Here is a 13,622-nt window from a genome sequence, read left to right on the forward strand (position 1 = left end):
TATGGCCTCGTATTGCAGCATTCTAGTTGGAGTTATCAAGGTTACAATAATACTTTTCATTATTATCAGAAAAACGATTTTTATATTTCTCAACTATACATTTGTTAAAACCGATATTTAGTCCTATAGAACTAGAAATTAGAGTGGTCACAAGAGGGAAACGCGATTCAAGAACAGTTCAGACTAAAAGTTCTATAGGCTTCTACAAAGTATATTAGAGAGGGTTTTTCCTATGGGTGAATCAAATAAGCGTATTGGTAAAGTAGATAGTTCACAATTAAAAAGGCTTAAGAGTTTTTTGCAAATCAAACACTTATTTGAAGCTGTCTCAGATGCTATTGAGGAAGCAATTATTATACACACGGATACCGTTGTATTTAATAGGAGTATCTCTTAATTCTTTAGCAAAGAAAACAGTTAAAGCATTTACAGCCGTTTTGGAACTATTGTAGGCGAGCGAATTCACATTATAAAATTCCGACGTTGGGTCTGAATTCAAAGTTAAGGAACCTAATGCGCTGGAAAGATTTACAATTCTTCCGGCAGAAGATTTTTGGAGCAATGGAAGTATTGCTTTAGTGACAGAAAATACGCCAAAAACGTTTGTCTCATAAGTATTCTTGAGAACGGACAGTCCCAGTTCACTTGGAGACGCGTTACCTTCAAAAAACACGCCCGCATTATTAATCAAGATATCAAGGTATCCATATTCTTGTTCAATCCATTCTACTGCGGAGAGAACGGAGCTGGGTTTTGTGACATCAAGAACCACCGTTTTAGCTTTAATGTTCTCTGTTTCCAATAACGTTACGGCCTCATGTCCTTTTCCTTCGCTTCTTGCTCCTATTAATATCTCATACCCCATGATTCCCAATTGTCTTGCCGTCTCAAAACCAATACCTTTGTTGCCACCTGTGATTAATACGATCTTGGATTTATTCATAAAATTGCCTCCTTAATCTATTTTCTAAAACCTGTACCTACGAAAATGTATTTCTTTCTTATTTGGTCACTGCTACTTAGATTCTCTCATTGTAATCGAGACATATCTCCTTTCATTTCAGATATAGTTAATATAGTGGAAATAATTGATACTTGTAAGTACGCACATTTTTGTAACTTGATGAATGGAGTGGCAATATGGGATACGGATTAAAAGAATATGGCGATTGCAGTGAAGAGGTTATAAGGGCCTGCCCTGTTGAAATGGCTTTACATATGATTGGAGGAAAGTACGGCAATTACTTTGTAAAATGTGATTCCTAACTAACGAAGCCTCCTTAAACTAATGGGAAGCGTTAGCTCAACAAGAAATTACGGCAGCCGATTTTCACAATCAGCTGCCGCTTTCTGTTGAGTAACAAAGGATAATTTACATCTGTCAGATAACTAGGACTCATGCAACTGCCCTGTCTCCTTGTGCCGCCAATTCATGAATACCAATGACAATGCAATTAACGTGAGGATCATTCCAAGTATTCGAAATCCTTCGAAGCTGAAGTTATCTCCCATTACAATGCTAATCAGCAAAGAAGAGAGAATGGTTCCTAGGTATCTTGAAGTATTGAATATTCCAGATGCTACACCAATAATTTCTTTTGGTGAACTTCTGAATAAGGCTGCTTGCATAGCGACACTGTTCAACCCGTTGCTAATACCGAATGCAGCTAAAGCCAGACACACGCTGATAACCGGTGAAGTCTGATCCAGTGTTACGAACCACACGGACCCCAATGTCATCAGCATTCCAGATATAAGCAATGCTGGCCCGGGTCCTGATTTATCGATCCAGCTTCCTGCTATTGGAGAAGCAATGAGTGAGCACAAGCCTAAGCTTAGCATGAGCATCCCTGTATGAAACTCGCTGACATGACGTACGATTTGCAAGTAGGAGGGAAGCCCAAAAAAGAGAGAGTAAAAAAGCAGGTTAACGATCATGAATTCGACGTTGATCCAAGTCATTGCAGGATATTTAGCGAATGTGCGTAAAGGTATAAAGGGTGCCTTTGCTTTTAACTCATGACGCACGAAAGCTCCCAGTCCAACGAAGCCAATCAGTCCAACAATAACGTTATTAAATGAAATTTGACCAGATGATTTTGCGGACAATAATCCAACGAGCAGAGCAACCAGACCCACAGTGAATAGCAGAACTCCAGATGCATCAATTAATTCAAACCATTTGCGAAAGGACATGTTACGAGCAACGGATGTCGTAGACGGACCATCTTTAGGAATATGCTTCCAAGCTAATAAAAAGCTTGTTACCACGAAAGGAATATTAACCAAAAAGATAGCAGGCCAGCCCCACCAGTGAATGATGACCCCGCCAATAAAGGGGCCAATCGCTGCCGCTCCGGATAGGAATATGGACAACATTGACAGTGCAGTTGCTTGTTTCTCCGTAATATGAATTCGCACAATGGCCATTCCAACCGCAACCATCATGCTTGTTCCGACGGATTGCACAATGCGGAACACGATGAGCCATCCAAAGTTTGGGGATAGTGGAGCTAATAATGATGCAACGAAGGATACAACAAGTCCGCTAAGAAATATCCTCCTCCTACCGAATAAATCGCTGGCTTTTCCCATGATCGGTTGAGAGATAGCACTCGCAATGTAGAACGAAAAAATAATCCAGGATACCACTGTAAAGTCGAGATGGAATACATTTTGCAGCCTTGGAATAGCAACTGAAATCATTGATGAATTCAAAGGGTTCAATAGAATCCCTAGTCCAACGGAAATCATCAACCACCTACTGCGAATACTCATTTCAATCCCCCACTCTGTATATTAATGTCATCATCGTACTTGAAATCATTTATTTATTCCAATGCATTTTATGTTATGATTTCATTGATTCAAGGGAATGAGTGGAGGGTGAAAAATGGAACTTCTACAACTGAAATATTTTCTCGAGGTAGCTCGTTTGGAACATATGACCGAAGCAGCACGAAGTCTGCATGTCACTCAATCATCACTAAGCAAAACGATTGGGCGCTTGGAAGAGGATTTGGGAGTCCCCTTATTCGATCGAGTAGGGAGGAAACTGCGATTGAATGAGTTTGGAAGCAGATTCTATCGCCGTGCAGAAAGGGCGTTGTTTGAATTAGAACAGGGGAAGCAGGAGATTAGCGATTTATCCAGCGCAGAACATGGCACACTCGAATTGGCGGTGACCACCGCAAGTACATTGCCTCAGATCCTTCGAGAGTTTCGGAACAAGCGACCTGATATCCAATTTCATGTGCAAATGCTCACCACGCAGGAAATGGTTACGCTTCTTCATAGAGGAGAGGTTGATTTTTGCTTGTCCTCACCTCCTATACGAGGGGAAGACATTGAATGTCAAATCATGTTCATCGACCCGATCCTTGTAGCTGTTCCCAAAGGGCATCGGCTTGCTGACCGAAACAGCATATCTTTGACTGAGCTAAGGGATGAATCTTTTGTTGGGGTGAAAAGAGGCTACGGTACTCGCGATCTGGTGGATTCTATATGCAAATCGGCTGGATTTACACCTACATATGTGTACGAAGGTGATGAACCTGCAAGGCTAAGTTCTCTAGTGGAAGCGGGGATAGGTATAGCCTTTATACCAAGTACGGCAAGGTATTCTGGGGAACATATCAAATATCTCAAAGTAGAGAATCATGAGTTGGTACGGGAGATTGCTTTGTTATGGCACAGGAGTAGGTACATATCGCAGGCTGCTCACGAATTCCGTGAGGTAGTTGTGGAATACTTCGGGACGATATCCAAACAGACCCTTTAATTATCCGACAACTAATACCTTCTCTAATCCGTTTAATCCGCTAAGGAGAAAAGAAAAATGTTGAGGGACAAGAACATGGTCCCATTGAAGTCGCTATTTTAGCGGCTTTTTTATTTTTCGGTACAAGTTCTTGTCCCGAGCCAAGGATGAAGATAGCAAAACTATATTGCATCGAATAATAACAGACTTAGATTATTGATCTTTGGACAAGATACTCAGTTTCGCTAATTGGAGAGAGTGTGTCATTCAACTAACGAAGAAACGATAGCTTAATAAAACTAAGAAAGCAGCTGATCTATATGATCGGCTGCTTTATTACTAATAGACTGGTCTCTATCAATCAATTGTCAGCCTCTTACATTATTATTTCACGGATGGAAGCCATCCCGACAAGAGCGCTCCGCCGCGGGTATCGTTGTCGGCCATAAGTTCGCCTCCATGTCGCCGAATGATGCGTTCGGATATAGCCATGCCCAGACCACTGCCTCCAGTAGTACGGTTACGGGACATCTCGCCTCGAAATAAAGGTTCAAATACCCGCTTCACTTCATTCTCTGCAAATCCTGAACCCGTATCTCGGATTGTAAACCTGACTTGGTCGGTAATGCTGTTACACTCTATTATAATTTTTCCGAAATCAGGCGTGTATCGGACTGCATTATCCAACAAATTGCAGATCGCGCGTTCTAGCAGATGAGCGTCGCCGCGAACAATGCATGCACCTGTTAAATGCAAATTTATTGAGATATTCTTTTGCTGAGCCGAGGGCGTCACACTTTCTACCGATTGCTGCAGAACAGTGTGCAGGTTTACGACTTCTTCGTTAAGCATAAATTCGCTATAATCCATTTTGGAAATCGTAAATAGATCCTCGACCAAACGGTGCAGTTGTAATGCTTTTTCTTTGCATACGGCGACGTATTTCGCTGTTTTTTCTTGTGATTGGGCTATCCCCAGCTCAAGTCCTTCGAGGTATCCACGCAGTGCAAAGAGCGGGGTTCTAAGATCGTGTGCCACAGCGGCGATGACGAAACGCCGTTCTTCTTCGAGGCTCGTTTGTTTCAAGTGAGACGCTTGCAATCCTTGCACCATCTCGTCGAAAGCATCCCGGACATCGGCAATCTCCTTGATGCGTGAAGAAGGAATAGGCACATTCCAATCCCCAGAAGCAAGCAATCGCACAGTTGTACTAAGCCTCTCAAGCGGTTTGATCAAAAAATGCCGCATCGCCATGCTGATGACAAACAAGCCAAGCAAAAATCCGATAAAGATGGAGAACACTTGGAGCTGGTTTGTTTTAGGAATGTAAAGTTCGATTTTCCCTTTTATTTGACCATCTGCGAGCAATGTATATCGTTCAACAGATGAATATCTATTGTTATGGTCCGCATTAGTACGATAAATCTCCTGTCCGGCAGCGGAGAACAGGGAAACATTCATGTTTGTATCATCCAACAGGCCTTTCAACTGCACCTGCCATTCGGGTACACTCCAGCGGTTCATATTCGCTTCGATCTGCCCAATGATCTCATTCTGTTGCATTTGTTGTTCTTCATTCAGCAGTGGAGCTGCGGAAAATCGTAAGGTTCCGGTTTCGATATAATGAGTGGTCAAAAAGAGGAGCCAAGGTAACAGCAGGATGAACAGCAGAAAAAGCAGCATGAGTTTACGAATCCGTAACGTTCTCACGTGAACCTCCTTCGTAGCGATACCCCACGCCCCAAACGTTCACCAGATATTGCGGATTAGCCGGATCGATTTCGATCTTCTCACGCAGGCGGCTTACATGCACACGAACCGTATGTCTATCGCCAATGCCAGCCCAATACTTGTCCAGCAATTGATCATACGTAAATACTTGTTTGGGGTGCTGGGTAAACAGCAGCAACAATTCATATTCCTTGGGGGTAAACATGACTTTGTTGCCTTCTACAAATACTTCTCTTGATACGAGGTTTAATTGCAGATGACCGTTTTCCAGCAAAGATTCTACCGTGGTCTGAGCTGGGGAAGAGGTACGTCTTAATACGGCCTTGACTCTAGCGACAATTTCGCCAGGCGAAGCCGTTTTCACAATGTAGTCATCTCCACCCAGCGAAAGCCCTCTAATTTTATCCACGTCATCACTTTTGGCGCTTAAGAACAAAATCGGCACAGGACTTACTTTGCGAATCTGGCGGCACAAATCGAAGCCGTTCTGTCCAGGCATCATGATGTCCAGAACAATACATTGAATGGCACAATGCTGGAGGGTATCCCAGGCCTCAGTAGCGTTGCAAGCCGTGATGACGCGGAATTGTTCGTGTTCCAAAAAGTCTTTTAATAATTCGACAATGCTAATGTCGTCGTCAACAATAAGCACAGTAATTGAATCGTTCATACGTATCCCACCTTCAAAACCTAGTGTAACATGGTCGTATTGAAAACCAATGAATGTTTATAATTTTGTGATATTTTGTTGATGGTTTTGTGGCGAGTGTGCGCCTTCTTTCGAGAGGTTTTGTTGGTATCCTTTTAAAAGGAACAGGGAGAATCCCCTGCATCAAGATCGAAATCATAGGGAGGACATATTTATGCTGAATGTTCAAATTGTGTTGTTTGATGGTTTTGATCTATTGGATGCAATTGCGCCTTATGAAGTATTTATTGCGGCATCGATGTATGCCGAAGAAGCCCTGAGGGTAGAATTAGTCACCGCGGAAGGGCCACGGCACGTCACAAGTGGCATTCAAGGGCTGGAGATCGAGGCAACAGGGAAACTGGATCCTGAATGTGGGGGCATGATCCTTGTGCCAGGCTCATCCGGTAAAGTCTTTGGAGAGGAGGCTAATTCAATTCCAATTATTCTAAACCGTGCTGCTGGTACAGAAATTTCTGTACAAATTAGACAAGCATTGGAGCGAGAAGACGTCCTAATTGCTACGGTGTGTGGCGGTTCGCTTCTGCTTGCCATGGCTGGTTTGCTTGAAGGCAGGCATGCAGTTACGCATCATATGGGCATGGGAGTTTTGGGCGCTACTGGAGCATTTCCTATTCAGGCACGCATTGTAGATGACGGTAATTTGGTGAGTGCAGGTGGTGTGACTTCTGGACTTGATGTTGCGTTATACTTAGTGGAACGTACACTAGGCCCTCGCATTGCACATGCTGTGGAACAGCTATTTGAATTTGAGCGGCGGGGAACGGTATGGAAAGCAGAAGGGGTGGTGCGGGCGGATGACATGGACGCGACAGGAAAAGAAAAGGGAATAAAATTCGCGCCGGTTGCCATAGATGAGGTGCATGCCTCTGAGCCTCTTTACGAAGGGAAATGGGAAGTCATCATCTCAACACCAATTGGAAAACTTGAAACTAGGTTAGTGATTCATACAGATAACGGCAGCATTCGGGGCACAGCTACGCAAGATGGTGAGACTGTGGAACTCATTCATCCCCGGGTTCAGGGTGATAAACTAGTGTGGGATCTTCGGGTGAGCAAACCGATGAAGTTACAGCTCCATTTTGAGGTAATCGTACAAGGGGATGTGATGACTGGAACTGCCAAGGCTGGCTTCTTGCCAGCATCGAAACTGACTGGGCATCGCTTAGATTGATTGAGCTTCAATGTAACGACAGATGAAATTAGAAATGGAAAGGTTCATTTATGAAAAAAACAAACATGGCCTACCGCGTTTTGGTCGGGGTCAGCATCATTTTCATTCTGTATTCGCTAGTTAGGCACTACGTATTCGATCCGGAAGCAACCGCATTTCTCAGTCACAAGACCGGGCTGAAGCGTGAATTGAATCTTCCGGTATGGCTGAAAATCATGTACATTCATGTTGCATTTGCATGTTTAGCAATGGCAGCAGGATTAGTCAATTTTTCACGCTTCATGCTGGAGAAACACCGGAAGATTCATCGGATCAACGGGTATGTCTATGTCGTTTCTGTGATGATGGTTGTGCTGACATCCGGGTACATGGCTCCTTATTCCACAGGCGGCAAAATCAACAGCATCGCATTTAACATAATCAACATCATTTGGCCGGTCATGACAGTTATGGCGATTGTGCATATTAAAAAGAAACGAATCGTAAAACACCGGAATTACATGATCCGAAGTTATGCTTTCTGTTTTACGAATATGTTGATTCATCTAATCACGTTTACGTTCAATGAAGGCTTCGGCTTGGACTATGCGAGTAGTTATACATTTGGTTTGTATAGCAGCCTCGTTCTGTTATTGATCTTGCCGGACATGATTATCCGGTATCTGAATAAGACTGAAAAAAACAAAACTATCGGAACCTTTTTTTCGTAGGTTCCGATAGTTTTTGTTGAACTGTAGCAACGTCTAAAAAAATCTGGATTTTAGCTCAAAAGACTTTATACCGCAGTTATTTTATTGGTACTTTCCATGGTTTATATGTTTTAAGAAAATTAAATTGACATATCGCAAATGATCGATATAATAAATGTTATGAATCCAATTGAAGTATTTAAAGCTATTTCGAATGAATCCAGGTTACAGATCTTACAGTGGCTCAAAGAACCATACGTGCATTTCAAACCCCATGAAGGAGTGGATATGAAGGAAGTAGGGGTTTGTGTAAGTCAAATAACCGACAAGCTTAACATGACACAGTCAACGGCTTCTCAATATCTTACGATATTACAGCGGGCAGGGTTGATTACAACAAAACGGATAGGCAAATTTACGTATTATCAGAGAGACGAGGAAGCCATAAAACAGTTGGCTCGTTATATGATGAATGATATGTAAGTCATTACTGAGTTCTTACCAAGAATTCAGTTTTTTCTTCGCCAATCATTTCGACAATTCGTTATATGTTTATTTGTAATTATACATATCCACATTTATCTATATGTCATTTTTTATACTTTATTAAAGGAGTTGTATTATATATGTCATCGAGTTTGAAAGTCTATATTTTAGCTATCGTTAGTTTTTTGGTTGGGACTTCTGAGTATATTTTATCTGGCATTTTAGATAAGGTAGCTGGGTCTTTTGATGTCTCACTGGCTGCAGCTGGTCAGTTAATCACCATTTTTTCTCTGGTCTATGCTATATTCACTCCAATTCTAATGGCAGTAACCGCGAGTATGGACAGACGAAAATTAATCACTATTGGCCTAGGAATATTTGTGATTTCTAATATCCTCGCATTTACCCTACCAGGATATGGACTGTTTGTAGTTGCTCGTATCATTATGGCGATTGGTGCAGGAGTTGTTGTGGTCACTGCTTTAAATATTGCAGCTAAAATAGCACCTGCAGGTAAACAAGCAAGTGCTATAGCCACAGTGGTTATGGGTTTCACGGCATCATTAATCGTTGGTGTACCTCTTGGACGAATCACAGCCGACACTCTTGGTTGGAAATCCGTGTTTGGGGGGATTGCACTTTTGGGGATCCTTGCAATGATCATTCTCTCTTTCGCCATTCCGCGTATTAAGGGGGACGCGCCCATTCCGCTAAGACAGCAGCTAAGTTTATTGAAAAAGCCTAAAGTTGCATTGGGATTATCGATTACCTTCTTTTGGCTTGGAGGTTACTCCATCGCTTATACGTATCTCTCTCCCTATTTGCTTGAAGTATCGGGACTAGGTGATAAATATCTCAGCGGCGCATTGCTTATATTTGGTATAGCCAGCATGATTGGCTCCAAAATCGGCGGCTTCAGTACGGACCGCTGGGGCGTTCATCGAACATTATCTGGTGGATTGGCACTCCACATTGTCATGCTGATCCTGTTGTCCGTTGTGACCCATACATTACTTGGTGTAATGATCGTACTTTTGTTGTGGTCCTTCTCAGCATGGTCATCCGGTCCAACGCAGCAATATCATTTAACGACAATCGAACCTGAAGCATCAGGAGTTATGCTTGGTCTTAATCAGTCCATGATGCAGCTTGCTATGGCAGCAGGTGCTGGAGTGGGAGGGATAGCTATTGAAACGATCTCTCTCACGTCGATTACATGGATTGGTGCTGTAGGGATTGCGATTGCAATATTTGCATTGGTCATCCTAAATAAAATGAATACCGTTACAAAAGTTAATTCCAGCATCAACTATAAGTGAATTACTAGGAGCGCTCTCCTGGAGAGTGCTCTGTTTGCTTTTACCCTATTACATTAATGAGCGACTTTTATTTTATAATAGAAGTGTTTATTTTGTTTTAGACTAAAATAAATAAGGTGCAAGAAGAGAGTAGATTATAGCAAGGTTTCAAACGAAATGATGAGTGGATTGATATTGCTAACGCCATTGATTCAGGATGCGCTATTATACATAGAGAAGGGGTGTCTCCTGTGAAAGTGCTATACTTTATTGGATTACCTTGGCAAACTTCACGAGGTTCTGCATTATTAGGTTGGGTTAGATACGATGCTCAAAAAATAGTTAATTATATTATTCAAAGTGAGCAATCACTTTAAACTACATGGAGCCTATTAATTACAAAAGCTGCAGGAGATCCTAGGATCCACTGCAGCTTTCTTAAGTAGAGGATTTTGCACCACATCGAACAAGGCAGATGCCTCATGCGAAGAAAAACATGTCCATGTACGTGACGTTTTCCTACGATTCACTGGAAGAATCGCTGCAATATAAAAACAGCCGCAGTCTTGAACTGGAGAAATAAAGTCTTAGATTGCGGCTGTTTTAATGTATTCATTCTCCGTTTAGTTAACTACGGATTGTATTACTTTCTTACTCTTTACATCCTTCTCGAATACCTTTGTAGACAGATTCGCACAGCTCCGTTGTAAACCTGCCTGACATTCCTTCAAGCGCCGTATTGGTGAACGCTACAACACTAAGCTCTTCACTCGGATCAACAAACCAGGAGTGACCATAGGTACCGCCCATCCGCCACGTACCTGGCGATTCAGGTGTATTTGCTTCTGCTGAGTCTTTTAGCAGCGTGAAACCAAGTCCAAAACCTCTCCCCGGCCAATAGGGCATCACAAGGTCACCAATTTGATTGGTTGTCATTTCCGTGACAAGAGGCCTCGGCAGAATCGGATGCCCTCCCTGTCGCAAAGCTTCCAGCAGTTTAAGAAAGTCTCCTGCGCTGCCAATCATGCCGGCTCCTCCAGAAGGGTAAGCAGTCTTATCAGTAAACCTATTGGGTGAAAGGATGAACCCTGCCGTCCCCTCGACGAAAGGAACGGTATCAAAATCATGCAAGCGACGGGGCTCTCCAGTGCTGTCTGCATATGCCGCAGTCAATCTGTCCGTGTCCACGGCCTTGAAATCTGTATCCATCATGGAAAGCGGATGAGTTACAAGCAGCCGTACAGCTTCACTTAACGGCATTCCAGTAACCTTTTCGATGACCGCTCCGAGCACATCTGTTGCTATGGAATACCTCCACATTTTCCCCGGCTCATATAGAAGTGGGACAGAAGCAAGTCTTTGCAGATTCTCTTCTAGTGTAATGCCCGCAAGATCCATGCCGTCCGATATCCCGGCAAGCTCATAAGTTCCCTTTTTTTCCTGGAAGAAACGGTAAGTTAAGCCTGCGGTATGTGTCATCAGATGGTGTACGGTCATGGGAGCATACTGTCCGTTTGGCAGTTTTGGACGAAAGGTGGGCAACCATTTTTCCACCAGATCGTTCAAGTGCAATCTCCCTTGCGAAATTAATACTAAGGCTGCCGTTGACACGATCGGCTTAGTTACCGAAGCATATCTAAACAAAGCATTTTCCTGCATCGGCCGTTTCTGCTCGCGATCGGCCCAACCAGCAGGCCTGCTGTAAATGAGATTTCCGCCTAATGCAATTTGAACGACGGTACCCACGATCCTTTTTTCCTCCAGTGTGCGTTCAATTACATCGTTGACGCTTTTATGCACCAATTCCAAATCTATATTTCTCATGTTTCTCATCCTTTCCTGATGTAATTCACTTGATTATTTATAGCAAGTGTGTTTATTATATAAATAATTTCTGTTACCTTACATATAGCAAACAAGTTAGTCTAAGAACTTTACGATAATTCTAAAGGTATTTAAATGAAATAACTTTTAAAATAAAGGGAGGCAATTTTCTTGGACGAAATCGATAAAAACATCCTGCTCCATCTACAGAACCAGGCGAGATTATCAATGACAGATTTAGGAAAGTTGGTAGGGCTGTCTCAGCCAGCCGTAACTGAACGTGTAAAACGCATGGAAGAAAAGGGTACTATCGAGGAATACCGAACCGTCATTTCTTCGCAAAAATTGGGTAAGCAATGCACAGCCTATATGCTTGTTCGGACTCGGAATTGCTATCCTTTTCTTGATTTTTGTCGTTCTTCACCGGAGGTCACGGAATGTTACCGGATAAGTGGAGAGCATAATTATTTATTGAAGATCCTCACGGAAACCACTCAGGAGCTGGAGGAATTTGAAAATCGGTGCGATCAATACGGAACCTATACGACTCTGATCGCGATGTCTTCACCGATCGCTTATAAAAATCTGATTGGAGAAACGAATTTGCTTGTATAAGATGTATTTCTATAAACTCCAAAAATGAATCCGCTCTACAGCGGATTCATTTTTTTTATCTTATACATGCTTATGGATTTTTTTAGGAAGGAAAACCATGCTTTTTAGCTAGCCAAGCTACAAGCAAAGAGGGTAGTAAGAGGATAACTAATGATCCCGGAAGGAATCCAGCTCCAAACAGCTCGAGGAGAAATCCGCCGATAATGCCCCCTCCGCCGATTGCGATATTCCATGCGGTCACCAGCATAGATTGGGCTATATCTGCGCTTCTTCCCCCAGCTTGTGCGATTGCCGTTTGCAGTAAAGTAGCTGCCCCGCCAAACGTGAGCCCCCACACCGAAACACCAAGAATGATGATTGCAGGTTGATTCATTCCGATTCCCAAGCTTACAGAAGCCAAAGCAAATCCTGTGATGCTGATTAAAACCAGTATTCTTAGAAAACGGTCAATCAACATGCCTATCACCCAAATGCCAACAACCGAGGTGATTCCGAAAATAAGAAGAACCAAATCCACACGCTGAGCAAACGCAGTTTCCGCAAGATAGGGTGCAATATAAGTGTACAAAATATTATGGGTTAATACCCACGCCAACACGACAAACAGAATCGGCCGTACACCGGGAATCAGGAAAACCTTGAGCGAAGGGAGTTGGTCCCCCGCAGGTTCACCTGCATAATCCGGTACCTTCCAGAGCACCCACCCTATAAGGACTACAGCTAGTAAAGATACTGCTCCGAAAATGAAACGCCACCCTGTATAAGCACCGAAAAACGTGCCAACCGGAACCCCCAACGCGAGTGCCAACGGGGTGCCAATCATGGCTACGGCCATCGCTCTACCTTTCAGCGAATCAGGCACCATACGACGTGCATAACCGGCCGTCATCCCCCACAGAACACCTGCCGAGACACCTGCGAAGAAACGCACGACAAGCGTCAGCACATAATTGGAAGATAATGCGGTGATCGTGTTAAATACAAGAAAGCCGATAATGCACAGCAGAAGAAGCGGCCGACGTCTCCAGCCGCGGGTGGCAGTTGTCAAAGGTATGGCGGCTAGAAGAGATCCAACCGCATAGAGAGTAATCAATTGTCCAGCGAGTGCTTCTGTGACTCCAAGATCCTGTGCAATTTGCGGAAGTAATCCAGCAGGCAGGCTTTCTGTAAGAATGCAGATAAATCCTGCCATAGCCAGGGCCAGCAGCCCGACCCAGGGAAAACGTTTGGAAGACGACATGCTAGCATCGTTTTTTCTTATAAGAGCAGTGTTTGAGTTCAAGAAAAAATCTCCTTTGTTTGTGTTTTGCCGATTAAAAATCTTTGGCTTTCGTAT

Annotated in this window: 12 protein-coding genes; 6 read left to right on the top strand and 6 right to left on the bottom strand. The window is 43.2% G+C overall.

What is annotated here, in order from left to right; translation table 11 throughout:
- Window positions 1-328: 328 nt before the first annotated feature.
- Window positions 329-943, bottom strand: coding sequence for an SDR family NAD(P)-dependent oxidoreductase (locus CHH60_RS03180; protein WP_255247802.1), 615 nt, complete (start codon window positions 941-943; stop codon window positions 329-331).
- A 446-nt stretch (window positions 944-1,389) separates the two neighbouring features.
- Window positions 1,390-2,778 (bottom strand): MFS transporter, encoded by a 1,389-nt coding sequence (locus CHH60_RS03190; RefSeq protein WP_095357869.1) that lies wholly within the window; start codon window positions 2,776-2,778, stop codon window positions 1,390-1,392.
- A 115-nt stretch (window positions 2,779-2,893) separates the two neighbouring features.
- Between CHH60_RS03190 and CHH60_RS03195 the strand changes: the two genes are divergently transcribed.
- Entirely contained in the window at window positions 2,894-3,781 is an 888-nt protein-coding gene (locus CHH60_RS03195) for a LysR family transcriptional regulator (protein WP_095357870.1), read from the top strand.
- 363 nt (window positions 3,782-4,144) lie between these two features.
- Here CHH60_RS03195 and CHH60_RS03200 read toward each other — a convergent pair whose 3' ends face one another.
- On the bottom strand, window positions 4,145-5,470 hold the full coding sequence (locus CHH60_RS03200) for a sensor histidine kinase (protein WP_095357871.1): 1,326 nt from the start codon (window positions 5,468-5,470) through the stop codon (window positions 4,145-4,147).
- The gene (locus tag CHH60_RS03205) at window positions 5,448-6,161 is read right to left on the bottom strand and encodes a response regulator transcription factor (RefSeq protein WP_095357872.1); all 714 of its coding nucleotides are present in this window, start codon (window positions 6,159-6,161) and stop codon (window positions 5,448-5,450) included. The genes CHH60_RS03200 and CHH60_RS03205 overlap by 23 nt, the downstream gene beginning before the upstream one ends.
- Window positions 6,162-6,354: 193 nt before the next feature.
- On the opposite strand from CHH60_RS03205, the gene CHH60_RS03210 reads away from it, so the two are divergent.
- From CHH60_RS03210 to CHH60_RS03225, 4 genes are all read left to right on the top strand, one after another.
- The gene (locus CHH60_RS03210) at window positions 6,355-7,374 is read left to right on the top strand and encodes a DJ-1/PfpI family protein (protein WP_095357873.1); all 1,020 of its coding nucleotides are present in this window, start codon (window positions 6,355-6,357) and stop codon (window positions 7,372-7,374) included.
- A 50-nt stretch (window positions 7,375-7,424) separates the two neighbouring features.
- Window positions 7,425-8,084 (top strand): DUF2306 domain-containing protein, encoded by a 660-nt coding sequence (locus CHH60_RS03215; RefSeq protein WP_095357874.1) that lies wholly within the window; start codon window positions 7,425-7,427, stop codon window positions 8,082-8,084.
- Between the two features lie 159 nt (window positions 8,085-8,243).
- Window positions 8,244-8,546: an ArsR/SmtB family transcription factor gene (locus CHH60_RS03220; RefSeq protein WP_095357945.1), complete on the top strand. Its 303-nt coding sequence runs from the start codon at window positions 8,244-8,246 to the stop codon at window positions 8,544-8,546.
- 143 nt (window positions 8,547-8,689) lie between these two features.
- The gene (locus CHH60_RS03225; RefSeq protein ID WP_095357875.1) at window positions 8,690-9,868 is read left to right on the top strand and encodes an MFS transporter; all 1,179 of its coding nucleotides are present in this window, start codon (window positions 8,690-8,692) and stop codon (window positions 9,866-9,868) included.
- Between the two features lie 630 nt (window positions 9,869-10,498).
- Here CHH60_RS03225 and CHH60_RS03235 read toward each other — a convergent pair.
- Window positions 10,499-11,671 carry a serine hydrolase domain-containing protein gene (locus CHH60_RS03235; RefSeq protein WP_095357876.1) on the bottom strand — a complete coding sequence of 391 codons (1,173 nt, stop codon included), beginning with the start codon at window positions 11,669-11,671 and terminating at the stop codon, window positions 10,499-10,501.
- 171 nt (window positions 11,672-11,842) lie between these two features.
- Between CHH60_RS03235 and CHH60_RS03240 the strand changes: the two genes are divergently transcribed.
- The gene (locus tag CHH60_RS03240) at window positions 11,843-12,286 is read left to right on the top strand and encodes an Lrp/AsnC family transcriptional regulator (RefSeq protein ID WP_095357877.1); all 444 of its coding nucleotides are present in this window, start codon (window positions 11,843-11,845) and stop codon (window positions 12,284-12,286) included.
- An 82-nt stretch (window positions 12,287-12,368) separates the two neighbouring features.
- On the opposite strand, the gene CHH60_RS03245 is transcribed toward CHH60_RS03240, so the two are convergent.
- Window positions 12,369-13,568, bottom strand: a complete 1,200-nt coding sequence (locus CHH60_RS03245; RefSeq protein WP_441339377.1) for an MFS transporter — start codon at window positions 13,566-13,568, stop codon at window positions 12,369-12,371.
- Window positions 13,569-13,622: the final 54 nt, after the last annotated feature.

The sequence above is a fragment of the Paenibacillus sp. 7523-1 genome (genome assembly GCF_002276415.1).
GTDB lineage: Bacteria > Bacillota > Bacilli > Paenibacillales > Paenibacillaceae > Paenibacillus > Paenibacillus illinoisensis_A.